Origin of the sequence: Sphingobium sp. BYY-5, assembly GCF_022758885.1 — a bacterium.
In the GTDB taxonomy this organism is placed as follows: Bacteria; Pseudomonadota; Alphaproteobacteria; order Sphingomonadales; family Sphingomonadaceae; genus Sphingobium.
On sequence record NZ_JALEBH010000002.1, the window covers coordinates 1,044,981 to 1,070,966 of the forward strand.

The 25,986-nt window shown below is 62.9% G+C and carries 19 protein-coding genes and 1 pseudogene; 13 read left to right on the plus strand and 7 right to left on the minus strand.

Annotated features, from left to right (window positions below; genetic code table 11):
• Positions 1-169: 169 nt before the first annotated feature.
• The 3 genes from MOK15_RS20685 (at position 170) to MOK15_RS20695 (ending at position 7,102) form a co-directional block, all read left to right on the plus strand.
• On the plus strand, positions 170-2,983 hold the full coding sequence (locus MOK15_RS20685; RefSeq protein ID WP_242933562.1) for a TIM-barrel domain-containing protein: 2,814 nt from the start codon (positions 170-172) through the stop codon (positions 2,981-2,983).
• A complete protein-coding gene (locus tag MOK15_RS20690; RefSeq protein ID WP_242933563.1) occupies positions 2,983-4,380 on the plus strand; it encodes a glycoside hydrolase family 43 protein in 1,398 nt (465 codons plus the stop codon). Before MOK15_RS20685 ends, MOK15_RS20690 begins: the two co-directional genes overlap by 1 nt.
• A gap of 460 nt (positions 4,381-4,840) precedes the next feature.
• Positions 4,841-7,102, plus strand: a complete 2,262-nt coding sequence (locus tag MOK15_RS20695; protein ID WP_242933564.1) for a TonB-dependent receptor — start codon at positions 4,841-4,843, stop codon at positions 7,100-7,102.
• 240 nt (positions 7,103-7,342) lie between these two features.
• Here the strand turns inward: MOK15_RS20695 and MOK15_RS20700 are convergent.
• Together MOK15_RS20700 and MOK15_RS20705 are read right to left on the minus strand one after the other, a co-directional pair.
• Positions 7,343-7,664: pseudogene (locus MOK15_RS20700) on the minus strand (hypothetical protein).
• A 40-nt stretch (positions 7,665-7,704) separates the two neighbouring features.
• A complete protein-coding gene (locus MOK15_RS20705) occupies positions 7,705-8,064 on the minus strand; it encodes a hypothetical protein (protein ID WP_242933565.1) in 360 nt (119 codons plus the stop codon).
• A 113-nt stretch (positions 8,065-8,177) separates the two neighbouring features.
• On the opposite strand from MOK15_RS20705, the gene MOK15_RS20710 reads away from it, so the two are divergent.
• The 3 genes from MOK15_RS20710 to htpG all read left to right on the plus strand — a co-directional run bounded on the left by MOK15_RS20710 (position 8,178) and on the right by htpG (position 11,602).
• Positions 8,178-8,516 (plus strand): hypothetical protein, encoded by a 339-nt coding sequence (locus tag MOK15_RS20710; RefSeq protein ID WP_242933566.1) that lies wholly within the window; start codon positions 8,178-8,180, stop codon positions 8,514-8,516.
• 353 nt (positions 8,517-8,869) lie between these two features.
• On the plus strand, positions 8,870-9,577 hold the full coding sequence (locus MOK15_RS20715; protein WP_242933567.1) for a glutathione S-transferase: 708 nt from the start codon (positions 8,870-8,872) through the stop codon (positions 9,575-9,577).
• A 138-nt stretch (positions 9,578-9,715) separates the two neighbouring features.
• The gene (htpG, locus tag MOK15_RS20720; protein WP_242933568.1) at positions 9,716-11,602 is read left to right on the plus strand and encodes a molecular chaperone HtpG; all 1,887 of its coding nucleotides are present in this window, start codon (positions 9,716-9,718) and stop codon (positions 11,600-11,602) included.
• Between the two features lie 456 nt (positions 11,603-12,058).
• Here the strand turns inward: htpG and MOK15_RS20725 are convergent, their stop codons facing one another.
• Positions 12,059-12,661: a TetR/AcrR family transcriptional regulator gene (locus MOK15_RS20725; protein ID WP_242933569.1), complete on the minus strand. Its 603-nt coding sequence runs from the start codon at positions 12,659-12,661 to the stop codon at positions 12,059-12,061.
• An 89-nt stretch (positions 12,662-12,750) separates the two neighbouring features.
• On the opposite strand from MOK15_RS20725, the gene MOK15_RS20730 reads away from it, so the two are divergent.
• The 3 genes from MOK15_RS20730 (at position 12,751) to MOK15_RS20740 (ending at position 16,003) form a co-directional block, all read left to right on the plus strand.
• The gene (locus MOK15_RS20730) at positions 12,751-14,331 is read left to right on the plus strand and encodes an ABC-F family ATP-binding cassette domain-containing protein (RefSeq protein ID WP_242933570.1); all 1,581 of its coding nucleotides are present in this window, start codon (positions 12,751-12,753) and stop codon (positions 14,329-14,331) included.
• Positions 14,332-14,438: 107 nt separating this feature from the next.
• Positions 14,439-15,482, plus strand: a complete 1,044-nt coding sequence (locus MOK15_RS20735) for an alpha/beta hydrolase (protein ID WP_242933571.1) — start codon at positions 14,439-14,441, stop codon at positions 15,480-15,482.
• Positions 15,479-16,003, plus strand: coding sequence for a cytochrome P460 family protein (locus MOK15_RS20740; RefSeq protein ID WP_242933572.1), 525 nt, complete (start codon positions 15,479-15,481; stop codon positions 16,001-16,003). The genes MOK15_RS20735 and MOK15_RS20740 overlap by 4 nt, the downstream gene beginning before the upstream one ends.
• A 113-nt stretch (positions 16,004-16,116) precedes the next feature.
• Here MOK15_RS20740 and MOK15_RS20745 read toward each other — a convergent pair whose 3' ends face one another.
• From MOK15_RS20745 to MOK15_RS20755, 3 genes are read right to left on the minus strand one after another with little or no spacing between them, the layout of a single operon-like run.
• A complete protein-coding gene (locus tag MOK15_RS20745) occupies positions 16,117-16,911 on the minus strand; it encodes an alpha/beta hydrolase (protein ID WP_242933573.1) in 795 nt (264 codons plus the stop codon).
• A gap of 17 nt (positions 16,912-16,928) precedes the next feature.
• Positions 16,929-17,342 (minus strand): Ohr family peroxiredoxin, encoded by a 414-nt coding sequence (locus MOK15_RS20750; RefSeq protein WP_242933574.1) that lies wholly within the window; start codon positions 17,340-17,342, stop codon positions 16,929-16,931.
• A 25-nt stretch (positions 17,343-17,367) separates the two neighbouring features.
• Complete coding sequence (locus tag MOK15_RS20755; protein ID WP_242933575.1) at positions 17,368-18,576, minus strand: epoxide hydrolase; 1,209 nt, start codon at positions 18,574-18,576, stop codon at positions 17,368-17,370.
• A gap of 290 nt (positions 18,577-18,866) precedes the next feature.
• Between MOK15_RS20755 and MOK15_RS20760 the strand changes: the two genes are divergently transcribed.
• Both MOK15_RS20760 and MOK15_RS20765 read left to right on the plus strand, forming a co-directional pair.
• A complete protein-coding gene (locus tag MOK15_RS20760; RefSeq protein WP_242933576.1) occupies positions 18,867-19,958 on the plus strand; it encodes a redoxin domain-containing protein in 1,092 nt (363 codons plus the stop codon).
• Positions 19,959-20,051: 93 nt separating this feature from the next.
• Positions 20,052-22,844: a winged helix-turn-helix domain-containing protein gene (locus MOK15_RS20765; RefSeq protein WP_242933577.1), complete on the plus strand. Its 2,793-nt coding sequence runs from the start codon at positions 20,052-20,054 to the stop codon at positions 22,842-22,844.
• A 74-nt stretch (positions 22,845-22,918) separates the two neighbouring features.
• Here MOK15_RS20765 and MOK15_RS20770 read toward each other — a convergent pair whose 3' ends face one another.
• The gene (locus MOK15_RS20770) at positions 22,919-24,343 is read right to left on the minus strand and encodes an aldehyde dehydrogenase family protein (RefSeq protein ID WP_242933578.1); all 1,425 of its coding nucleotides are present in this window, start codon (positions 24,341-24,343) and stop codon (positions 22,919-22,921) included.
• Positions 24,344-24,435: 92 nt separating this feature from the next.
• Here MOK15_RS20770 and MOK15_RS20775 point away from each other — a divergent pair, with 92 nt between their 5' ends.
• Together MOK15_RS20775 and MOK15_RS20780 are read left to right on the plus strand one after the other, a co-directional pair.
• Entirely contained in the window at positions 24,436-25,344 is a 909-nt protein-coding gene (locus MOK15_RS20775; protein WP_242933579.1) for a LysR family transcriptional regulator, read from the plus strand.
• A gap of 67 nt (positions 25,345-25,411) precedes the next feature.
• Complete coding sequence (locus MOK15_RS20780; protein ID WP_242933580.1) at positions 25,412-25,978, plus strand: TetR/AcrR family transcriptional regulator; 567 nt, start codon at positions 25,412-25,414, stop codon at positions 25,976-25,978.
• The last annotated feature ends 8 nt before the right edge of the window (positions 25,979-25,986 follow it).

Genomic DNA, 25,986 nt, shown 5'->3' on the forward strand with positions numbered 1-25,986 from the left:
ACACCGGTCCAAACTCACGCCGGTGCAAAAGATGGAGGGGCGGTTGCGTCCAAAATATCGTTTGTGGCGGTCGGCGGCTCTGCTGGCGATCAGCACCGCATCAATTACAGCAGTCGCATCGCAGCCGGCTCGGAACACCTCGTCTACTGGCCTTGATGCTCGCGGTCACATGCAAAGCGTCGTGCCGGCCGCAGCGAAGGGTTTTGCCTTCACGCGCCTTGCCCAGGGGGTGCAGATCCGGGTCGGCGACGTGACCAAGAACCTGATCTTCTACGGTCCTGAAACGCTCCGTGTGAATGCCACGCTCGGTGAAAACTATTGGACCGCGCCCAGCCTGGCCGTCATCGCCAAGCCGCAGCCCGTCGCTTTCACTGTCTCGCAGACCGCCGACACGCTGACGATCAGGAGCGCAAGACTGCGCGTCGAGGTCAGCAAGGCGAACGGCGCTCTGCGCTTCTATGACGCCGTTGGGAAACTATATACCGAGGAGAATGCATCCGCGCCGCAGTCGCTGGCAAAGCGCACCCTATCCGGCGCGCCAACAATGGAGGTCAGCAACAGCTTCACCCTGCGGCCGGACGAAGCGATCTACGGCCTGGGCTTCAACGGCACCGACACCAGCAATCGCCGGGGTAAAGAACTGCTACTCGTCCAGACCAACGTCGGCATCATCATCCCGGTATTGATGTCCTCCCGCCGCTACGGTGTCTTGTGGGACAGCTACTCCCAGATGAAATTCAGGGACGACGCCAACGGCGCGTCGATGTGGGCCGAAAGCGCGCCGGGGGGCGTGGACTATTATTTCATGGCGGGGGATACGCCGGATGCGGTGGTCGCGGCTTATCGCGGCCTGACAGGCCAGGCGCCGATGTACCCCAAGCAGGCGTTCGGCCTCTTCATGAGCAAGGAACGGTATAAGACGCAGGCGCAGCTTCTCGATGTCGCCCGCACTTTCCGCAAGGATGGTTTCCCGCTCGATTACATCGTCCAGGACTGGCAATATTGGGGATCGGACAAGGACGGTAGCTGGAGCGGGATGACCTGGGATCGAGCCCGCTATCCCGATCCCGCTGGCATGGCGCGCGCCGTGCACGACATGCACATGAAGCTGATGGTGTCCATCTGGCCATCGATCGGCAACGATACCGCGCTTGCCAGGGAACTTGATAGCCACGGATTGCGCTTCGAGCCGCTGCACTGGATATCCCGACATGCCCGCGTCTACGATGCCTACAGCCCGCTTGGTCGACAGATTTATTTCAAGCATATTAAGTCGGGGTTGCTCGACCAAGGCGTCGACGCGCTCTGGATGGATGGCACCGAAATCGAAGTGTCAAGCGCGATGTGGAATGCTCAGGACAATATCCGCGACACCAAGGCGTTGGGCAGAAACGCGTTGGGCGACTTTACCCGCTACCTCAACCCCTATTCGCTGTTGACGACGCAGGGCACCTATGACGGTCAGCGCGCGACGAGCGACAAGCGGGTATTCACGCTCACCCGATCTGGCTGGGCGGGCGCGCAGCGCACTGCTGCGGCGTCGTGGAGCGGGGACATATTCGCAAGCTGGAAGACGCTCAAACAGCAGGTGGCCGACGGCATCAACGTGACGGTGACCGGGAATCCCTATTGGACGCAAGACACGGGCGGCTTTTTCGTCGCGGAGTTTCCGGGCGGTGAGAAGAACCCGGCCTGGCGCGAACTGTACGCCCGCTGGCTGCAATTCTCGGCCTTCAATCCGCTCATGCGGATTCACGGCACCAACGTCGAGCGCGAACCCTATCTGTTCAAAACGATGGATCCGGCCGTCTACGCCTCGCTGCTCAGGTCCACCCGGCTGCGTTACCGTCTGCTGCCCTATATCTACAGTTTAAGCGCGAAAGTGACGACCGAGAGCTATACTCTGATGCGTCCCTTGATGATGGACTTTCCAGACGATCGTGCGACCGACAGGATCGACGACAGCTTCATGTTCGGCCCTTCGATCCTGGTCCATCCCGTGACCCACGCGATGTATAACAACCTGCCGCCACCGGCCGCAACAATCCCCGCGGAATATCTGCGCACGCCGGACGGCCAGCCCGGGCTCGCAGGCCAGTATTTCGAGGGCCAGAATTTCGAAACGCCGAAAAGTCGCTTTCTGGATGTCAGGGTCGATCACACCTGGCCCGATCCACCGCTTGCCGAAATTCCGGCCGGGCTTTCCAGTCTCCAGCATTTCTCCGCCAAGTGGGAAGGCGCGATCATGGCGCCCGAGGATGGCGAATATGAGATAGGAGTGGAGGGCAATGACGGTTTCCGCCTGAAGCTGGACGGGAAAACAGTGGTCGAGGACTGGATCGCAGGTTCCGCCCGCTACAAAAGCACGACCGTCACGCTACGCAAGGGCCAGACCCTCAGGGTCGGGATCGACTATTATCAGGTGGACGGCAATCGCATGCTCCGCCTCGCTTGGCGTCGGCCGAGCGAGCGAAAGGCGATCAGTGAGCCCGGGGCGGCGATCGACGAGAGGATGGAGACTTATCTGCCCGCAGGCGCTGGGTGGTATGATTTCTGGACTAACGCGCGGTTCGAGGGCGGACGCCGGGTGACGCGCCAAGCCCCGCTCGATCTGATCCCGCTCTATGTGCGCGCCGGATCGATCCTGCCCATGGGGCCGAATGTCCAATATGCGACGCAGGATCCGGGGGCTCCCTATGAGGTTAGGATCTACCCCGGCGCTGACGCCCGCTTCACGCTTTACGAAGATGACAACGAAACCTACGCCTATGAAAAGGGCGCCAGCGCCACCTACGATCTGGTCTGGAACGATGCGGCCAGGACTCTGAGCGTCGGCGCGCGTAAAGGCAGCTTCCCCGCAATGACAGCACGCCGCAGCCTCAAGTTGGTGCTTATGGACGGGACAGGAAAGGGGGGCGTGGACATGCTGCCCGAAACCAGGGTCATGTCCTATACCGGCAAGGCAACGAAGGTGCAGTTCTGATGAAGGCATTGTTTCGCTCATGGCGACTGGCCGTTCCCGCGCTTTGCGGCCTCCTCTTGACAGTGCCGGCCATCGCCCAGCCCGGCCCACCCATCATACAGACCCGTTTCACCGCGGATCCCGCGCCCCTGGTGCATGATGGCGTCGTCTATCTTTATACCAGTCATGACGAAGACGACGCCACGGGCTTCAAGATGCGCGACTGGCTGCTGTACAGTTCGACCGATATGGTCAACTGGACCGATCGCGGTACGGTCGCCTCGCTCAAGACCTTCCCCTGGGCAGTGCAAACCAACGATGCCTGGGCGCCGCAAGTGATCGCCCGTGGCGGGAAATTTTATCTCTACGCGCCGATCAGCGTGGCTGGCTCGCCCAAGAACGTCATCGCCGTGGCCGTCGCAGATAGGCCGGAAGGGCCATTTGTCGATGTGCTCGGCAAGCCCCTGATCGCTGCTCAAGACGGATTCATTGATCCGACGGTCTGGATCGATGATGACGGGCAAGCTTATCTCTACTGGGGCAATCCTGATCTTTGGTACGTCAGGCTCAACAAGGACATGACTTCCTATTCAGGACCGATCACCAAGATCGACCGCATCCTCGATTATCAGGAGGGGCCTTGGTTCTATAAGCGCGACAACCGCTACTACATGGCCTTTGCATCGACCTGCTGCTCCGAAGGGATCGGCTATGCGATGAGTGACAAGCCAACTGGACCCTGGACCTACAAGGGCCCGATCATGGATCATGATGCGCGCGCGACGGGTAATCATCCCGGCATCATCGATTATAAAGATGGCTCGTATCTGTTTGGTTTTAACTATGAGCTGAACTTTGCGGTGACGCCTATTCATCATGAACGGCGCTCCGTGACCGTGGCGAAGTTCACCTATAATCCGGACAGCACCATCCCCAACCTACATTGGTGGGATGCAACCAGTACGCCGCAACTGGAGACCCTCAATCCCTACCAGCGAGTAGAGGCGGAGACGATCGCTTGGACTTCGCGCATCAGTCGTAATCGCGATCGGTCCTATTCCTGGCAGCCGGGGGTCACGACTGCCGGCGCCCCCCGGACGGGCATGCACGTAACCCGGACGCTCGACCGCACCTATATCAAGGTTGCGGGTGTGGATTTCGGAACTACCGGCCCAAACCGCTTCTTTGCATCCGTTACAAACGGCGTGCCGGGCTCGGCCATGGAACTGCGCCTGGATCGCGTTGATGGGCCCGTCATCGGAACGCTTCAAGTTGGCGAAACAGGCGCGGCAGGTCAGTGGACGGAACGCGTAACCCCGATTGAAGGCGCAATTGGCCTCCGCGACCTCTACCTCATTTTCAAAGGGGACGGAGATCGCGCCCTGTTTGATTTTGATCATTGGCGCTTTGCACGATAAAGCGGCACCGGGATGTCGGCTAACAGCAAGCTCCAGGCTCGGCAAAGCGGTTCTACTGCACGGGCAATTCACATGAAGGGCGGGAGTTAGTTGAAACCGTCATCTGAACCGGGCAGACCTAACTGTTTCCAAGATGAGCCTCTGGGGTCGACCCATGCCGGACGTTCAGCACTGATTTTGCCGTTCCCAGGTGTTGCCCGTCCGCTTTCCCATTCTGGATGCACAAGTCTGGCCGTAAGGAGAATGGCGGCTTTGCACTCATGCTACAGCTATAGCTGTCATAGCCTGTATTACCGGGAAAGTGGGGTGCCCACAAACCCCGACATTCGCCTGAGCGGCATAATGATCAACCCTATAAACTTCAGTAACGGCTTGCACAGAAACAAAAATACACAAAAATCCATTTGACGATATACCATATCATATCAAATCGACCCGCTATTCGTTGCGGGGGTAAATTGTGAAAAATATCAGACCGAAAACCGTCGCCATGCTTCTTGCAGCTGCGTCCTTTCCTGTGGTCGCCTGGGCGCAAGAGCCTGCGGCCGAAAGTGAAGACGAGCGTCGCAGCGGGCGACAGGGCTATATCGTGGTTACAGGCCAATCGCTTGCCACAGAAGAAATCGCCTCACCTCTTCCGGTTCAGGTGCTGGCCGGTGAGGAGTTGGTTCATCGGCGCCTAGGTGGGCTTGGCGAGACTCTGGCCGGCATGCCCGGTATCCATCTCGACAACTTCGGCGGTGGCGCATCACGTCCGGTAATCCGTGGCCAGACGGTCCCGCGCATTGAAGTGCTGAGCGACGGTGCGAACCTATTCGACGTTTCCTCAGTCTCGCCAGACCACGCCATCACCACCGATCCGCTGCTGCTCGATGCGATCGAGATTCAGCGCGGCCCCGCCGCGGTCCGCTACGGCGGCAACGCGACGAACGGCGCAATCAATCTGATTGATAGCAAGGTGCCGAAGGCTGTGCCCAAAGGCGGCCTGACTGGTGCGACCGAGGTGCGCTACGGCACCGGCGACGAAGAGAAGACAGTTGTTGGGCGAGTCACCGCCGGCATCGGCCAGTTCGCGGTACATGCCGAGGGAGCCCGCCGCAGTGCCGATGATTATGACGTGCCGAACGCTTACGGCTCTGACAAGCTGCGCGACTCCTTCGCGGAAAGCACCAGCTACAGTGTGGGCGCGTCGTGGATCACCTCGAAGGGCTATCTTGGCGCCGCCTTTACTCGCATGGAGAGCGAGTATGGCCTGCCCGGCCACAGCCACATCAACGGCGTCTGCCACACTCACGGACTCGACCTGCATTGCGAGGCGCATGGCGGGTTCGAGGACCCATTTGGCGGGTCCGATGACCACACTGCGTACATCAAGTTGCGTAGCGACCGCGTAGATGTCCGCGGCGACTATGACGACCTGCTCCCTGGCTTCGCCCACACGCGGCTGCGCCTTTCCTACACCGACTATGCGCATGACGAGATCGATGGCGAGCTTCTGTTCTCACGCTTCATCAACGAGGTCTATGACGGTCGCTTCGAGCTGACGCACAAGCCGGTCTTAGGTTTCACCGGCACGCTAGGCGTTCAATATACCGACGGCAGGTTCGACGGCATCAATGTGAACGATCTGCACCGGCCGTTCCCCGATGGTGCCTATGGCTTTGACGGCAGTCCAGACTATTCCACTGAGAATGTTGGCATCTTCCTGAGCGAGCGTCGCTCGTTCGGCTCGGTCGATGTTGAGGCCGCCATGCGCAAGGACTGGCGGAAAATGGAAGTCGGGGTGCCGTCCTGGCGGTCCACCGTGGGGCCGGAACTCGCGGCGTTGTTCGTCGAGTGGTACGGAACCGATTGGCAAGCGATGCTCGAAGACGAGGACGTCGAGCGGTTCCGCTCGAGGAACCCGACTGTTCGGCACGCCCCCTTCTCGGCATCATTGGGCGCCACCTTGAACGTTAAACAGGGATATGCGCTTGCCCTTTCGCTCGCGCATACCGAACGCGCGCCAAGCGTGCGTGAGCTTTATGCGCGCGGCAACAACCTGGCGACCAACAGCTACGAACTTGGCCTGGTGGCCGAGGTCGAAGGTTTCGCGAACAGGGGCGTGTTGGCGGAGGACATCCTGGAGTCAACGGATGCGATCAACCTGACCTTCCGCAAGACGGGCGGCGCGCTGGGTTTTGAGATTGGCCTATTCTACCAGGATGTCAGCGACTATGTCTTCGCGCGACTGATCGAAACCGAGAACGAGACTGGCGTTCCGCATAACTTCCTGGTCTACACCGCGGCCGACGCGCGTTTCGCCGGTATCGACGGGCAAGTGAGCTACCAGCTTGCGCCCGCATCGCGCGTCACGGTTTTTGGCGACTATGTCCGCGCGAAGCTTAAGAGCGAGAACGACAATCTTCCCCGCATTCCACCGGGGCGTCTGGGCGTGCGCTACGAACACAGCGCGGGGCCGCTTTCAGGTGATGTGGAATATTATCACACCTTCGCGCCGGATAAGTTCGCGTCCTACGAAACCCACACCGGCGGCTACGACATGGTCAACGCCACGCTCAGCTATCGGCTCGACATCGGGCAGGGTGACAAGTCCGTTGAGTTCTATGTTCGCGGCACCAATCTGCTCAATGAACTGGCCTTTGCGCATACGTCCTTCGTGAAGGACCAGTCACCTCTGCGCGGACGAAGCGTCGCCTTTGGCATGCGACATTCCTTTTGAATGAAACTGTGTCGGTCAGCGAGGGCAGCCCCTTGCCGGCCGGCACAGTTTCAGCGCATTCATTGCGCGCATCTGGAGATCAGCGCCAACGGTTTTCGATATGGCTCGTTTCGGGCGACCCCAGCTACTGCGGGGATAGCTTGAATGGACGCCCAGCAGCAGTTTCCGCGGTCGACCCATTTGTCGCCACTCAGCCGCCGATTTTTGATCTCCAGATGCAGACCAGCGGCTTTCGCCCCGCTAGTCGCCGTTGGCATCGACCGTGAAAATCATCGTCTTGCCGCGTGACGCTGGATCCCATCCAGCCAACAACGCCGCCCGTACCCCCCCTTGCGGCAATCGCGTCGTTGATGTGGGAACGCCCTTTGGGCAATCCTTTCATCAGGCGCTTGGGTGTTGGAAATTCGAGCACGGCTTCGCGCGGCATATCCTGCGCGCGCAATGAGACAGTCATGCCCTTCCACCCATCGTCAGAGGATAGCCGGGGCTCGCTCAGGAGTTGCCAATCAAATTTGGATCCGTCGATTTCGACAGTGCCGCCAAGGCTGCGGGTATTGGACATGCAACGGCCCTAGCATGCCGATGGCGGCACTTCATTCTTTTCACTGATAGTGCAGCGTCTTCTCGAACCCCTCATTTGCCTTTGTCATCTTGACGAGCTTCCTGAGGTGGCTGCGAACATACCGTTCGAACCGGACATCGTCATGGATGCTCGTCGCCGGGTATTCATCCTGGCCGATCAGTTCCTTAAGGCGTCTGGCGAACGCGGCCTGTTCATTCGTGCAATCGACAGCCTTCAGTGCGCGGCAAACCCACTCTTCGGCAGCGGCCTTGTCATAATCGTCCCGCGCGTCATAGCCGCGCTGGTCCGCCGCAGCCTGATCCAGCCTCGACGCTTCGAACCGGCGCTCCAGCCATTTGCGGACCCGTTCGCCATCCCACGGTTTCAATGGTTCTGTCATTGCTGTTTCCCATCCCGATTTTTCGGCAAAGGGCCGATTTATGTACTTGCCAATATGATACCGGCGTTCGCATCGCTATAGCCGAACCGAAATCAAGGCAGTTAACTCGAGCTATGGCCCGCAAGCGTTCGAAACACGATCCCTATGATCATCTTCCGCAGGAAGACGAAGCTCCAGAAGCGCCGGTGGCCTGCTGGCTATGCGGTCGCCCGACCGGCAAGACCATAGTCTGGCATCACCCCATACCGAAGAGCCGTGGCGGTCGCGATGTCGTGCCTATGCATTCGATCTGCCAGCAAACGCTGATTGCCAATTTCACCAATTCCGAACTGCAGCGCCATGGGATGGAGGTGGCGGGTCTGCTGGAAAATCCGAATGTTCGCAAATTCGTTGACTGGGTCGCGAACAAGGATCCGGACTTCACGGCGACCATCGCGAAGAAGCAACGCTGATTGCGCTGATCATCACCATGCCTTCGACCCGGCCAATCTGAACGCCATGGCCGATGACGAACGACGGTTTTTGAGACTGAGCGATTTCCCGTGAATGGGAAGGATTGTGCGCGAAGTTGTCTCCCAGGCCTTGCATCCGCCGTCGACCCGTTCTTGCCGTTTAGCCGTGAAATTTCGATGCCCAGTGCGGTCGGTCCGGTTTTTTCTGCATTCCCCTCCAAGAGATGGCGCAATGCGGCCGCGCCGCAGGAACTAATTGGACGAGTTTAAGCCTGATCGAGATTTTCCAGGAGTCAGAAACCCCGGAACCGCGTTCATCGCCGCAGGGACATCATCTACAAGGAGCGTACCGCATGGCCAACTATGATCTCTTCTACTGGCCGGTGCCTTTTCGTGGGCAGTTCATACGGGCCATTCTCGCCTTCGCCGGCAAGAGCTGGGTCGAGTACAGCTCCGACGAGATCGTTGAACTGATGCAGCAAGATCCTTCCAAGCAGCCCGTCCCTTTCATGGGACCTCCCGTGCTGATCGAGAAGGCCACGGGCTTCGCTATCGCGGAAATGCCTGCGATCGCCCTCTATCTCGCCGAGACCCTTGGCCTGCTGCCAGACGATGCGCAGCTTCGCGCGCTGACGGCAAAAATCGTCAACGATGCCAATGATGTCATTGATGAGCTGACGCTCGATGGCGGCCGTGAAATGTGGACGAAATCCAAATGGGAAGAATTTGTCCCGCGGCTCAGAAAATGGATGACGATCTGGGAAGCGACTGGCGCACGCCATGGTTTGGGGAAGGAGACGGGATATCTGCTTGGAACGGACAGGGCAGGCGTGGCCGATATCGTGACCTCGACCTTATGGACCACTATGGCGGATCGCTTTTCCGTCGTCGCCATCACCTTGGACGAAGCAGCGCCCCACGTCGCGTCCATGTCGCGTCGGTTGCAAAATGAGCCTGCCCTGGCGCAACTGAACAAGGCGTCAATCAGGGAATATGGCGATGCCTATTGTGGCGGTGAGATCGAGAAATCCTTGCGCAGGGTTGCTGTGAAACAAAGGTAGCGAGGAAATGCTGGCAGGCACCGCTTTTTGACAGACAGGGCCAAGAAGGGCGGTGCTTTCAAGCTCACCTCTTGAATGGAAATCGCATTCGATCCATCTGACCGTCGCACAGTCTGCCATATGAGAGAGCAAAGACCCATGACAACCGACACCGTGAGCGCCCCTGAAACTCATGCCTTCGAGGCGGATGTTTCCAAGTTGCTGCACATGATGGTGCACTCGGTCTATTCCGACAAGGACGTATTCCTGCGCGAGTTGATCTCCAACGCGGCCGACGCGTGCGAGAAACTGCGCTATGAGGCAATTTCCGATCCGGCCCTGTTCGGTGACGATCCGCAGCCGCGCATCACGCTGGCGCTCGACAAGGAAGCCGGGACAATCGTCGTCGAGGACAACGGTATCGGCATGAGCGCCGCTGACATGGGGGAGACGCTGGGCACCATCGCGCGGTCGGGGACCAAGGCTTTCATGGACAAGCTGACCGCTGACAAGAATGGTGAGGGCCAGCAGTTGATCGGCCAGTTCGGCGTCGGCTTCTATTCCGCTTTCATGGTAGCGGGGAATGTCGATGTCGTGTCGCGGCGTGCAGGAACTGATGAGGCCGCCAGTTGGTCGTCGGATGGCCTAGGAACATACACGATCGCGCCAGTCGACACCGCGGAGGCGCCAGCGCGTGGCACGCGGGTGACCTTGCATCTGCTGGACGACACGAAGACCTATGCCGAGCGTTACACGGTCGAGCGGATCGTGAAGGCGCAGTCGGGCCATGTCCCCGTGCCAATCTTCATCAAGGAGCTGGGCAGCGAGGAGGAAGAGCGCCAGGTCGCTGATGGGGCGGCACTTTGGACCAGGGCGAAGTCGGATATCAGCGAAGAGGATTATGCCGACTTCTACCGCAGCGTCGCGGGCCAATTCGACAAGCCCGCGCTGACGCTCCACTATCGCGCGGAGGGGCGGCACGAATATTCTGTGCTGACCTTCATTCCCGAAACCAAGCCGTTCGACCTGTTCGATCCCGATCGCAAGGGTCGGATCAAGCTCTATGTCCGCCGCGTCTTCATCACAGACGAGGCGGAAATCCTGCCTCGCTACCTGCGCTTCGTGCGGGGTCTTGTGGACTCCGCCGACCTGCCGCTCAACATGTCGCGCGAAATGATCCAGGACAGCCCGGTCTTGTCCGCGATTCAGAAGGGCGTGAGCAACCGCCTCCTGTCGGAACTGGACAAGATCGCAACCAGCGATGCTGACCGCTATGGCGCGATCTGGGAGAATTTCGGGGCGGTGCTGAAGGAAGGCCTCTATGAGGATTTCGAGCGGCGCGCGCAGTTGCTGGGCCTTGCCCGGTTCAAGACCAGCACCTCGAACGGCGAGTGGCGCTCGCTCAAGGACTATGCGGCTTCCCTCAAGGACAACCAGACCGCGATCTATTATGCGACCGGGACCGATCTCGATCGCATCGCCCAATCGCCGCAGCTCGAGGGCTTCAAGGCGCGTGGGATCGAGGTTCTGTTGCTCCCCGACCAGGTCGACAGCTTTTGGACGACCGTTGGCGCGGATTATGACGGCAAGCCCTTCAAGTCGGTGACCCAAGGCGCGACCGACCTCAGCCTGATCCCGCTGGCTGAAGGCAGCGCAGCGACGGACACGCCGAGCGAGGAGGTGAGCAGCTTCATCAGCTTTGCCAAGGACGCCTTGGCCGAACAGGTGTCCGATGTCCGCGTTTCCGACCGTTTGACGACCAGCGCCGTCTGCATCGTCGCGTCGGAAAGCGCGATGGACCTGCAGCTTGAGCGGATGCTGGCCGCAGCGGGGCAGGCGCCCGAGCGGGCGAAGCCAGTGCTGGAAGTTAATGCCGGCCATACGCTGATCGCGAAGCTCGGCCAGACCGGGGCCAGCGACGAAGAGCGGAGCGACCTCGCCTTCCTGCTCCTCGACGAAGCGCGCATCGCCGAAGGTCAGCCACCCGCCGATCCTCGCGCTTTTGCGGAGCGGCTGGAGCGGTTGATGGCGAAATCGCTGAACTGACGCATCATGTCCCGACAGCGAGGTTGGCACTTGGCGCATTGGCCGATGCCCCAGCGCGTGCCTGTCCCGGGATTGAACAGGGCGTAGCGCATACTGGGCCGCAAGGCCAACGCCGCTCGCGGTCTGACGCCCAGCAAAATCAAGCTAATTCAACCAATAATGGCACCTCCGGCGCGGCAACGCCTACCAGCCAGGACCATGCCAAAGCCTATTTACCCATAGACCAGTGCGTGGGGCCCGCGGGTTCCTGCACTGGAGGCTTTCGTACGCAAGCGCCCGAAACCTTTCACACATCCGGTCATTCATGCGCGGTCCCCTCGGCGGCGGCTCTTTCCAAGAGTTGCCGTTTACCTGAGTGTCTGATTGGGAATCCGGCTGTCTCCGGATTTCCAATCAGACATTAAAGACTAGCCAAGTGGATCAACGGGAATGGCCGCTCTGACTTTTACTGCGTGTTCAACGAGGGTCCGTGCTCCCCGAAGCGCACATCCGTAGAAATATATTCCAACGAATCGAGAATACCATCTCGACGTCGTTCTCGAAATTGTCTCTCAATCTGAGCCGGTTGGCTGCACCGTCGAGAAGATCGATCAGAATCTCGCACTGTTCGTTCGCATCGCCCCCCGGCATGGCTGCGGCGATAGCGCTTCGCAGCGGAACCAGCGCTTCGTTTGCCCACTGCGATGCGTGGGCGCGTATTTCCGCAGATGTGGTCGCCTCAAGGGACATGGCGGCATAGAGCGCAGCATGGTCCCGAGATGCGCCAAACCCGAAGTAGGCCCGGGCCACGGCGCGCAGCCTTCCGAGAGGATCTGAAATCGCTGCGCAGGACGTACCAAGGCCGGCCACGAAGCGGGTGACGTCGCGATCGACGACGGCGACGAACAGGGTCTGCTTGTCTGCGAAGCGGCGATAGATCGAGTGCTTCGAGCAGCGCAATCGTACCGCCAATTCATCCAGCGTCGCGCCCGCGTAACCGCGCTCGCAGAACAGGGCGCGAGCTTCGTCCAGCAAGCTCTGCGTCCAGTTCTGCGCCTGCGCTTTGGTGGGTCTTCCCATGCTTGCCAGCACTCCACATTGTCCCGCCGTTGACCGGACCGGAATAAAACGACACGATATAGTGCTGTTTATTGCAAAGCGAGTCGCATTTGTCGTCCATTTCTCTCACAGGCATCGGCTGGAGCACGCCGTCGGGCCATTCCGTTCTGCAAGGCATAGACCTTACCCTGGGCGGACGGCGCACCGGGCTGGTCGGATGCAACGGCGTGGGCAAGAGCACCCTGCTGCGGCTCATGGCCGGCGATCTGACGCCTGCCTCGGGGACCATAACGAAGGCCGGGTCGCTGCACCTGATGGGGCAGATCATCCAGCCTGCCCCCACGGATACGATCGCGGACCTGTTCGGCATTCGGGGAGCGCTCGAGCTTCTGGCGCGTGCGGCGAGCGGGGAAGCGACGCTGGAGGATCTCGCCGATGCGGACTGGACGCTGGAGGAACGGGTTGCCCTCGCTCTGTCTCGTCTCGATCTGGAGGCCTGCGCCGCAACGCCGCTTGCAGGCCTGTCAGGCGGGCAACGCACGCGCGCGGCGCTGGCGGCGGCGCTTTTCGCCGAGCCGGATTTCCTGTTGCTGGACGAGCCGACCAACCATCTCGACCGGGCAGGCCGCGACACGGTGCTGCGGCTCGTCGATGGGTGGCAGGCCGGCCTGGTGGTAGTAAGCCATGATCGCGAACTGCTCGAACGCATGGACGCCATCGTCGAACTGACCAGCCTGGGCGCCACGCAATACGGCGGCAACTGGAGCCACTATCGTGCAAGCAAGGCACTGGAACTGGAAGCTGCGGAGCAGGATCTGCTTCACGCCCGGAAACAGCAGGCCGAGGTAGCGCGTCGCAGCCGCGTTGCCGACGAGCGCCGGCAGCGCCGCGACGCGGCCGGCGCTCGGAAAGGCGCGCGCGGGGATATGCCGAAAATCCTTGCAGGCGCGCGGCGCAACGCCGCCGAGGTCAGCGGTGGCGGTGACCAGCGCCTGAAGATGCGGCTGGCCGATGACGCTGCCCGGCATGTCGCGGCGGCGCAGGCGAGGATTGAAGTGCTGCAGTCCCTGTCGATCGTGCTGCCTGCAACGGGGGTGCATTCGGGGCGCACGTTGGTGGCGATGCACGGGGTGGCGGTCGGCCACGATCCTGCCAGTCCGGTTCGGCGAGGCATCGACTTGACGATCACCGGGCCCGAACGCATCGCGGTAATCGGACCGAACGGCTGCGGCAAAAGCACGCTGCTCAGGACCGTGGCGGGCGATCTTCCCCCTCTTGGCGGTATCATCGCCATTAACACGCGCGTGGCCTATCTGGATCAGAACGCCTCGCTGCTCGACCAAGGGGCCACCATTCTCGACAACTTTCGGCGCCTCAACCCGGGCAAGGACGAGAACGCCTGCCGTGCCATGCTGGCGAGGTTCCTGTTCCGAGCGGACAGCGCACTGCAGATGGTCGGGACGTTGAGCGGAGGCCAGGTGCTGCGCGCGGCGCTGGCCTGCCGTCTCGGTGGCGATACCCCGCCCGAAATCCTGATCCTGGACGAACCGACCAACCATCTCGACCTTGATTCCGTCCATGCGGTCGAGGCGGCGCTGGCGGCCTTCGACGGCGCGCTGCTGGTCGTCAGCCACGACGAGGCTTTCCTGCACGAGATCGGCATAGAGCGGCGCATCGTGCTGGCATCCTGATGCGCGCAGCCTTCACTTCGGACGGGTTCTGACAGGAGCTAACGCGCGATAACGGGCGGACGCGGCAAGGCGGGGCTATCGTGGGCTCCATAACAAGGAGACCCATCATGTTCGATCAATCGCCCCTGCCATGCCCCACGCCACGCCGCCGCGAATTCATCGCCGGAGCCGCCACACTCGCCTCCGCCATGATGGCGGGCCTCGCGCCGACACGCGCTGCGGCCGCCACGCGCGCTCCGGCGGCTTTGCCGTTCGGGACGGTGCGGCAGATCGCCGTAGGACCTCTCGATATCGGCTATGTCGAAGTTGGACCGTCGACCGGTCCTGCTGTGCTGCTGTTTCACGGCTGGCCATATGACATCCACAGCTTCGCCCAAGTCGCTCCCCTGCTCGCGGGGCAAGGCTATCGCGTTATCGTCCCGCACTTGCGCGGCTATGGCACCACGACCTTCCTGTCGGCGTCGGCCCCGCGCAACGGCCAGCAGGCCGCGCTGGCGGCGGACGGGATCGCACTGATGGACGCCCTCGGCATCCGGCAGGCGATCGTCGCCGGGTTCGACTGGGGCGCACGCACGGCGGACATCATGGCGGTGCTCTGGCCCGAGCGGTGCAAGGCGCTGGTTTCGGTCAGCGGATACCTGATCGGCAGCCAGGCCGGCAACGCCAGGCCGCTGCCGCCCAAGGCCGAACTGCAGTGGTGGTATCAGTTCTATTTCGCCACCGAGCGCGGGCGCGAAGGCTATGCGGCCAATACTAGGGCGTTCAACCGCCTGATCTGGGAACAGGCATCGCCCCGCTGGTCGTTCGATGATGCGACGTTCGAGCGGTCTGCCGCATCCTTCGTCAACCCGGATCATGTCGCCATCGTGATCCATAACTACCGCTGGCGCCTGGGTCTTGTCGAAGGCGAGCATCAGTACGACGCCGCCGAGGCGAAGCTGGCATCCGCGCCACCGGTGTCCGTGCCTGCGATCACCATGGAAGGCGATGCCAACGGCGCTCCGCACCCCGATCCCGCAGTCTATCGGGCAAAGTTCACTGGCCCTTACGAGCACCGTCTGCTCAGCGGCGGCATCGGTCACAACCTTCCGCAGGAAGCGCCGGTCGCCTTCGCCAAGGCAGTGCTGGACGCAGGAAGGATGAGCGCATGATCCGCCTTTCCACCTGCTGCCTCGCAATGGCCACGGCATTGCTGGGGGCATCCACCATGGTAGCGGCGCGGGGCGGGGCTTCGGCCCCCGCCCCGGAACAGAGCGTGACGCTGCCTGCCGGATACCGCGACTGGAAACTCGTCAGCGTCGCCCATGAGGCGGGCAAGAACAATGACATCCGCGCCATTCTCGGCAACGATATCGCCGTGCAGGCCTTTCGCAATGGCAGGCGTCCGTTTCCCGATGGCGCGGTGATCGTCAGGCTGGCGTGGCGGTATCAATCCTCGCCCCGCAACGATGCCGTGTTTCCCGCACCGCAGTCTTTCGTAGCGGGCGACCCCACCAATGTGCAGGTTAGCGTCAAGGATGCGCGGCGTTATGCCGCCAGCGGTGGGTGGGGGTATCACCAGTTCGACGCGGGCAAACCGAACACGGATGAAGCCCTGAACCGAGCTTGCTTCGCCTGCCATTCCAAGCTGGAGAAGGACGACGACCAAGTCTTCACGGCCTATTCGCACTGAGGTGAGGTGTCGCCCAGGAAAAACCCGCAACCGGCATCGCCCAAGGTGATGCCGGTTGCGGGCGATTGCGCGCCGGGCCGGAGGATCGGGGGCGAGGCCCAGCGCGCGACCAGTCACTCCACCGCGGCGGCGCGCTCGATCAGTTTGGCGACGCGGGCCGGATGCGAAACCATGACGACGTGCGAGGCGCCCTTTATCACCACCGTTTCGCGCGCTCCGGCACGCTGCGCCATGAAGCCCAGGGCTGCCGGGGGAATGTTGCGGTCCGCCTCGCCATAGACGAACCACGAAGGGATGTGCTTCCACGCCGGAGCGGTAGACGCTTCCGACAGCGCCGCTTCGGCGATCGGGCGCTGCCCGGCCGCCATCAGCAGGGCGTCGGCCTCCGGCACGTCGGCGGCGAACTGGTCGTGGAAGCGTGCCTGCTGGATGTACAGGTCGTTCCCGCCAGCAGGCAGCGGCACCGGCGGCGCCAGGGTCGGGCCGAGGGTGCTGCCCGGGAACTTGCCGGTCAGCCCCAGCGCGGTCTCGCCCGCTTCGGGCGCGAAGGCAGCGACATAGACCAGCGCCTTGACGTTGGGGGCGCCCTCGGCGGCCTCGCTGATGACCGATCCGCCGTAGGAATGGCCGACCAGCACGACAGGCCCGGCGATGCTCCTGATCACACCCGCCACGACCTCGGCATCGACCCGGACGCCGCGCAGATTGTCCGGCGCGGCGACGACCGTGTAGCCGTCATGCCGGAGCGCGGCGATCACCCCGTTCCAGCTGGAGGAGTCCGCAAAAGCGCCATGGACAAGCACCACGGTAGGTTTCTGCGGCTCCGGTGAAGTCTGGGCCTGAGCCTGCGCTCCCGGCGCAAGCAGCCCTGCGGCCAGCGCCAGCGCGCTTGCTACGATGGTTCTCATGGACGTTTCCTTTCGTTTCATGCCAGGGCCACGACGGTTTCGATGTTGCCCTTCACCGCCTTGGAATAGGGGCAGGTGCGATGCGCCGCTTCGATGACCTGGCGCGCGAGTTCAGGGGCGAGGCCCGGCACATGAACGTCGAGACGCGCCGCCAGCGCATAGCCGTCCGCGCCGTGATGCAGTTCCACACGCGCGTCGATCGCCAGCGCTTCGGGAAGGTCGATGCCCTTCGCCTTGGCAGCGATCGCCATCGCCCCCTCGAAGCAGGCCGACCAGCCAGCGGCGAGCAGCTGTTCGGGATTGGTGCCCGCGCCCGAAGTGCCGGGGGTGGACAGCTTGAGGTCGAGGCGTCCATCGGAACTGCGCGCGGCCCCTTCGCGCCCTCCGGTCACATGGACATGGGCGGCGTAGAGGGTCTTGCTGTCGGTCATGGGTCTTCTCTTTGGAACAGAGGGGTCAGCGCAGGGGAAGGAAGGCGGCGCGCACTTCGCGGGTGAACAGCTCAGGCTGTTCCCACGCGGCGAAATGGCCGCCGTCGCTCGCTTCGTTGAAGTAGAACAGGTTGGTGTAGCAGCGCTCCGCCCAGCTTCTGGGGGCGCGGAAAATCTCGCCGGGGAACACGCTCACCGCCACCGGCAGATCGATCACCCCGCGCGCGTTGAAGTTGTTGGAGTGGTCCTCCCAGTAGATCCGCGCTGCCGATGCGCCCGTCCCCGTCAGCCAGTAGAGCGACATGTCATCGAGGATCGCGTCACGGCCCAGCACGCGCTCGGGCTGTCCGTCGCTGTACGTCCACTGCGCGATTTTCTCGTACATCCACGCGGCCATGCCGACGGGCGAATCCACCAGCGAATAGCCGATGGTCTGAGGGCGCGTGTTCATCATCGCCGCGTAGGCAGCGTTGTCGCGATAGAACGCTTCCAGCTGGTCGAAGGCCCCGCGCTCTTTCGCGGAAAGGCCTACGGGGGCCGGATCACTTGCGGCAAGGGTATGGGCGATGTCGGCGGGCACCACCGCAGGCATGTTGAGATGTATGCCCAACAGCCCCGGCACTTTCTGCAAGGCCATACGCTGCGAAATTACCGAGCCGCAATCGCCGCCCTGGCTGACATACCTGTCGTAGCCCAGCCGCAGCATCAGCGACGACCATGCCCGCCCGATGCGGTCCGATCCCCAGCCGGGCACCGCCGGCTTTGCGGAAAAGCCGAAGCCCGGGATGGAGGGAATGACGAGGTGGAACGCATCATCTGCACTGCCGCCATGCGCGGTAGGATCGGTGAGCGGAGCGATGGCGTTCAGGAACTCCAGGATCGACCCCGGCCAGCCATGGGTGAGGATCATCGGCAAGGCATTCTCGTGGCGCGAGCGCACGTGAATGAAGTGAATGTCCTGACCGTCGATTTCGGTCATAAACATCGGCAGGGCGTTGAGCCGGGCCTCGACCTTGCGCCAGTCGTAGGCTCCGGCCCAGTAGCTCATGAGCGGTTGCAGCGTCTGGCGGCGCACGCCCTGCCCGTCGTCGCTCACCGGCTGGGGATCGGCCCAGCGGGTCTCTGCGATGCGGTGCTTCATGGCGACGATTTCCGCGTCTGCAATCGCGATGCGGAACGGGCGCACGCTGCCTCCTGCCGTCGCCGCACGGCTGATGCCGGGCACGGCGGCCATCGCTCCGGCCAGGGCGGTTGCAGCAACGAAGCTGCGCCGGGATGTAGCATTTCCTGCAAACATAAATCTATCCTCCACCGATCATCCGATCCGATGGCGGCAGGATATGAGCGATGCCTGCCGGACGCCCGTTAGCTTGCGTAATGCGGTGTTAGCGCCTGACTGATGGCGGTTCGGGCGCTGCCGCTGTCAGGTGCTAACGCCGCCCGTCAGCATCTGGCGTGATGCTTCGTCCAGGGCGCCGTAGATCTCCTGCAATGGAAAGACGCAGAACCGAAAGGGCATCCGCCATGACTACGAACCGCTCCATAGGCTTCATCGCTGCCGCCCTGCTGACGGCCGTTGGCACGACCGCAGCGTGCTGCCGCGAAGCCGTTGCCACGACACTGGCCGATAAGGACGCCATCGCTTCCGCGTCCGCCGATGCCACGCCCCGCGCGCTGCAGGTTCTTCAAGGCGCCAGACCCTGGCTGGCGGGAACCGCGCCGTCACTGCGAGGCAAGGTGGTTCTCGTCAACTTCTGGACCTATTCCTGCATCAACTCCTTGCGGGCGCTGCCCTATCTGCGCGCATGGAACGAACGGTACGAGGACAAGGGGCTCCAGATCGTCGGCGTCCATGCGCCCGAGTTCGCCTTTGAACACGACCCGGCCAAAGTGCGCACGGCCACACAGGACCTGGGCGTCGATTATCCTAATCTTCAAGATAACGACTATGCCGTCTGGCAGGCTTTCGGAAACGAAGGCTGGCCCGGTTTCTACTTCATCGACGCCCAGGGACGGATGCGTGGCTATCGGGTCGGTGAAGGCAATTATGCCGAGGCGGAAGGCCTGATACGCAAACTGCTTGCCGAAGCCGGTCATGACCTGTCGGCCGTTTCCCTTGCCTCGATCGCTTCGACGGGGGTGGAAGCACAGGCGGAATGGTCCCAGCTACGCTCTCCCGAGGTCTACATCGGCTACGCCAAGGCGCAGAGCTTCGCCGCTTCCGGCAGCCCCGCGCGCGATGCCCCGCGCGTCTATGAGCCCGCGTCCTCGCTTTCCCTCAACCATTGGGACCTTGCCGGAAGCTGGACCGTGAAGCGTGAATTCGCACGGCTGGACAGGGCGGACGGCGCTATCCGCTTTCGCTTTCATGCACGCGATGCCCATGCAGTCCTGGGGGCGCCTGCCGATGGACAGCCGGTCCGTTTCCGGGTGACGATCGATGGCAAGGCGCCCGGCGCCTATCACGGCACCGACACCGACGCCCAGGGGTGGGGCGTGGTCCGTCAGGACCGCCTCTACCAGCTGGTACGCCAGCACGGCCCGATCGTCGATCGCACGGTACGCGTGGAGTTCGCTCGTCCAGGCGTGCAGGCCTATTCGCTCACCTTCGGGTGATTCGGGCCGGTTCTCGATCCGCGATTACCTCTCCCATGCCCGGCGGCCATCGTATAGATAGCTGCATCTTGCCTCCTTGCGGCAGGGTAGCGCGTGGTATTGGGGCAGATCGGCATAGTGGCGGATTTCGAGAGTCAGGGACTGGGGGAACGGATGTCCTTCGGGCGTTTCTGCGTTCATCCCGGCAAACGCCTCCTGACGCGGGACTCCCAGCCGCTGGAGATCGGCGGCCGTGCGTTCGATCTTCTCATGGCGCTGATAGAGCAACCGGGGCGCGTCCTGTCCAAGCGCGAACTGATGAAGCGCGTCTGGCCTGACGTCGTCGTGGAGGACGGCAGCCTGCGATTCCATATGGCCGGCCTGCGCAAGCTGCTGGGCGAAGGTTCGGACGGTGGCGATGCGCGCTTCATCGCCACGCAGGTAGGGGTGGGTTATGCCTTCGTAGCTCCGGTGGAGCGGCTTGGACTGGAACCGCCGCTGCCGGATCATGCCGCCACCAGACCGGCGTCGCCCGAGCCGCAGGTCGGCGGGACAACCAATATCCCTCCGCCGCTGCCGCACCTGATCGGCCGCGAACGGGACCTCGATCTGCTGATTGCCCGCGTCGCCGACATTCCGCTGTTCACCGTCGTCGGCCCTGCCGGCGTCGGCAAGACCTCGCTCATGATCGAGATCGGGCATCGGCTGACCGCGCAGTTCAACGGCAGGGCGACCTTCGTTGATTTCAGCATGCTGGAGAACCCGGCGCTGGTCCCGCCGATGATCGCGGGGGCAATGGGCATCTCGGTGCAGAGCGGCGATCCGGCTGCGGCGATCCTCGGCCATTTCGGCAGTGACCCGTTCCTGCTTCTGCTCGACAATTGTGAACATGTGATCGACGAAGCCGCACGGATCGCTGAGCGCATTGTCGAAAAGGCCCCGCACGTCCGCATCGTCGCAACTTCGCGTGAGCCGCTGCGGGTTCGCGGTGAGCACGTCCATCGGCTGGATGCGCTGGATTATCCGCTGGACGTGGAGACACTTACGCGCGACCAGCTGCTGGCATACCCCGCCATCCAACTGTTCAGCGAACGCGCCCGCGCTGCCGACAGCGCCTGGGAAATCGACGGGGACGAGGTCCGTCTGATCGCGGAAATCTGCCAGCGATTGGACGGCATGGCCTTGCCGATCGAACTTGCCGCAGTGCGCGCCGCTACACACGGCATTGCCGCCACTGCGCGGCAAATCGGTCAGCGGTTCAGTCTTGCGTGGTCGGGCCGCCGCACCGCGCAGCCGCGCCAGCAGACCCTGCGCGCGACGCTGGACTGGAGCTACGATCTGCTCTCCGCGAAAGAGCGGATCGTGCTCGAAAGGCTGGCGGTCTTCGTCGGCCCGTTTTCGGTGGATGGCGTGCTGGATGTGGTGACGGATGTCGCGCTAGGGTTCGATGAAGCGGCCATCGCGCTGGACGAACTTGCCGCCAAATCGCTGATCTCCGCCAATCGCGTTCGCGGGGCGGGCACGTACCGGCTGCTGGAAATGACCCGTGCCTATGCGCGCGAGAAGCTGGCGGCACGCGGCCCCGACGATCATCGCGCGACCACTCGCCGCCATGCCATGTTCTTCGTGTCGGAACTGGAAGCCATCGCCGCGCAGGACAGCTCCGCACTCCAGGACGCCCGCGCACTGCGGCCGCAACTCGGCAACATCCGCAGCGCACTGGACTGGAGCTTCGGACCGGATGGCGACATCGGCCTCGCGGTGCGGCTTGCTGTGGCGAGCATGCCGGTGTTCCTCAACCTCTCACACCTTGTCGAATGTCGTGCCTGGGCGACCCGCGCGATCGCCGCGCTGGAGCCGAGCCAGCGCGGCACGCCGGTGGAACTGGAATTGCAGGCCTCGCTGGGCATCGCCCTGATGTTCGCGCACGGCAACAGCCCGGAGGCAGGCAAGGCGCTGACTCGCGCACTCGATGTGGCGACCCTGATGGAAGATCATCGCAGCAGCCTGGGCATCCTGGCGCGGCTGCACATCTTCCATGAGCACGTCGGCGACTATGCCCTGACGATGGCCTGTGCCGAGCAAGCCATCGCCGTTGCACAGGCGCTCGCTGACCCGGAGGCGCTCGCCATCGCCTACTCGCTTTCGGGCATCTCGCATTACCAGGTAGGCGACCAGATCTGCGCGCGCCGTGATCTGGAACGGGCGCTGGAGCATAGTTCCGCCGCGCAGGGCAGCCGCTCGGTCGCGCACGGCTTCGATCATCGCAACCGCACCAGTATCGCGCTGGCCCGTGTGCTCTGCCTGTCGGGCGAGCCGGAGGCGGCGCGGCGTCTGGCGGAGCGGACAGTGGTCGAGGCGGTCGCTCTCGACCATCCGGTCACGCATTGCATCGCACTCATCTGTTCGATGTCGATCGACCTGTGGATGGGCGAGTTTGCCCGCGCTCGCGAGACGCTGCCCATCCTGCGCGATTGCGCGCAAACCAATACTCTGGCTCCCTACATCGCCGTCGCACAGGGCTTCGAGGGCGAACTGGCGCTCGAATTGGGGCGTCATGCCGAGGCGGTGCAACTGCTGGAGGACAGCCTCCAGCAGTTGCACGAAGCACGGTATGAACTGCTCACGACGCGGTTCTCGCTTGCTCTGGCGCGGGCATTGACCGCCGTGGGCAGGCTGGCCGATGCGCGCCGGGTCGTGGACACTGCGATCGCAAGGTGCATGGACATCGGCGAAGGTATTGCGCTGGCCGAACTGCTCAGGGTCAAGGCTGCCATCGCCAGTGCCGCGGGCGCTGTGGATGACGCTCTTGCCCTGCTGGATGAGGCGGCAGCCGTCGCCCGATCGCAGGGCGCTTGCGCCTGGGAGATGCGCGTTGCTGCCGACCGGGCGGGGATGCATGTTTGATCAGTCCTGGTGGTTCGTGAGCAGCGCGGCCAAGCCTGCCCGCGCTTCCGGTGACGATCCAGGCACCGGAGTATTCACCGGGCCGGCTTCAGGATCGCGCGCGGTTCAAGGAATGCGTCGAGGCCATAGGCCCCGATCTCGCGCCCAAGGCCGGATCGCCTGAAACCGCCGAATGGCGCGTGGGGATCATGCGGCGCGCCGTTGATGACGACGCGTCCGGCTACGAGATGCCGCGCGACCCGTATCGCGCGATCCTCGTCCGAGGACAGGACGTAAGCCTGCAATCCGAAGTCGGAATCGTTGGCGATTGCCACGGCATCGTCTTCGTCGTCATAAGCGATGACGCTCAGGACCGGGCCGAAGATTTCCTCGCGGGCGATACGCATGGTGTTCGTCACGTCGGTGAAGATCGTCGGCTTGGCGAACCAGCCTTTGTCCAGCCCCTGGGGCCGCCCCTCGCCGCCGGTCAGGAGCGTCGCGCCTTCTTCTTGCCCAAGCCGGATGTATGACTGCACGCGCTCCCAATGCGCGGCGTTGGCCAGTGGACCGATGCGCACTTCCGGGTCGGCTGGGGCGCCGACCCTGAGCCGTTCCGCCTCCAGTTTCAGTCTCGCGGTGATTTCCGCCTCCCGGGAACGGGGCACCAGAATGCGCGAACCCGCAACGCAGGCCTGGCCGCTGTTGGCGAAACCGCTCATTAGCGCGACGGGGACAGCGGCGTCCAGATCGGCATCGTCGAGCACGATGGTCGGGCTCTTTCCCCCCAGTTCCAGCACCAGCCGCTTCATCGTATCGAGGGCGCTGCGCTGGATGATCCTGGCCGCCGGGGTCGATCCGGTGAAGGTGATCAGCGCCACATCGGGATGCGCGGTCAGCGCTGCGCCGACCTCCGGCCCGGTGCCGTTCACGACGTTGAGCACGCCCCTCGGCAGCCCCGCTTCGTGCAGGCATTCCAGCAGCACCTGCGTCTGGATCGCACTCTGCTCGGCCGGCTTGATAACGATGGTCGATCCCGAACCGATAGCATGGGCCAGCTTGGTGGCAATGAAGCCGAAGTTGCTGTTCCACGGCGTGATCGCGCCGACGACGCCCAGCGGCAGCATCGTCACCGCGCTAGAACCCGCCGTCCGCTCGAAGGCATAACTCTCGACCGAAGCGGCCATCACTTCAAAGACCGAGGCGGTGTTCTGCACGGAGAAGGCGATGAAATAGGCCGGCGCGCCGTATTCCTCGGTCATCGCGGCGACGAGGTCGGCACTGCCAGCCTTCACCGCGTCGCGCAGGCGGTGCAGCATGGCGATCCGCTCCGCCTTCGAGGTGCGGGCCATGGCCGGAAAAGCCCGCTTCGCAGCCGCTACCGCGATGCGCAGGTCCTCCGCGTCTCCCAGTCGTACCGTGCCTATCTTGGCTTCGGTCGCCGGATTGAAAAGGTCGAGGCATCGGTTGCCGTGCGGCGTCACGAAGGCACCGTCGATGTAGATCCTGTCGATATTGCGCATTGTCGTCTCCATTCGTCATCGACGATATGGCGCACGGCTCATGATCCGATTAGAAGCGCAATCGGAGACAGGCTGATGAAAGATATTGCGCAATGCCGAAACCCAGTTTTGCCGAGCTGGAAGCCTTCGCCACGGTCGCGCGCAGAGGCGGCTTCCGCGCCGCCGCGCGCGAGTTGGAGGTTTCCTCCTCCGGATTGAGCCACGCGATCGCCGCGCTGGAAGAGCGCATGAACGTGCGGCTGTTCAACCGCACCACCCGCAGCGTCGTGCTGACGGCGGCGGGAGCGCAGTTCCTGGAGGAAATCCTCCCCGCCCTTGCTGCGATCGACGGCGCGATCGAAAATGCCGGAGAGCACGTCGGCGAGCCGTCCGGCGTGCTGCGGCTGAACATGGCAGCTGGCGCCGGGCATTTCGTAATGGAGCCGCTGATCCGGGAGTACCTGAAGTGTTTCGCCCGGATGCAGGTGGAGATCGTCACCGAAGCCGCTCTGGTCGATGTCATCGGCAAGGGCTTCGATGCAGGCGTCAGGCTGCTGGATGCCATTCCGCCGGACATGATTGCGGTTCCCATCATACCGGACCTTCGTTTGGTCGTGGTCGGCGCGCCGGCCTATCTGCAGGGCCGTGCGCCGCCCCTCGTCCCGCGCGACCTGCTGTCGCATGACTGCATCCGCTACCGTCTGGGCAGCGGGCGCATCTACCATTGGGAATTCGTGCGAGACGGCGGGCGGATCGAACTGGATGTGCCCGGTCGCCTCATTGTCGATGACAGCAGGCTGATGCTCGACGCGGCCCTGAACGGCATGGGACTGGCCTACCTGGCGGAGCAAACCGTAGCGCCGCACGTCGAGGAAGGACGGCTGACCCGGCTTCTGGCAGACTGGATGCCGGCGGAGCCGCCCTTGTGCCTCTACTATTCGGGGCGCCGCCAAGTCCCCGCCAAACTGCGCTTTTTCATCGATCTTGTCCGCAGCCATGCGCGAGAACTGAGACCTGCCTGACAGCGGCCTCGTTGCATCCTTTCGATGATACTTGACTGATCGTTCCATAACACCTATCTCGCACAGCATGGCAAGACCAAGGGAATTCGATCAGGATAAAGCGCTGAGCGCGGCCATGGCGGTATTCCGTGAACATGGCTTTGAAGGCACGTCGGCCGGGATGCTGGTCGAGGCGATGGGCATCGGGCGACAAAGTCTCTACAACACGTTTGGCGACAAATGGCAGCTCTACCAGATGGCCCTGCGCCGTTATGCTGCCGACGAAACGGGCGAGCATGTCGCCATGCTGCAAAGCAAGCCGCGTGCTCTCGATGGCATAGAGTCGATGGTAGATCGCGTCGTCGCCAATGCCCGGGATGCCTGCCTGGGGGTCGGCTCGATTTGCGAGTTCGGCCGTAGCCGGCCGGAACTGGTCGCAATCCGCGACACGGCCGACCGTGCCATGCGGACGGTCCTGACCGCTACCATAGCGCGGGCGCAGGCCGAGGGTGACGTGGCGCCGGATTTGGCGCCCGATACCATAGCCTCATTCATCGTCATGAGCTTCTCGGGTTTGCGGATTGCCGCGCGCGCCGGCGCAAGTGACGAAGACTTGCGTATGCTTGGCGATCTGGCCTTGCGCGCCTTGCGATAGATGCGTGC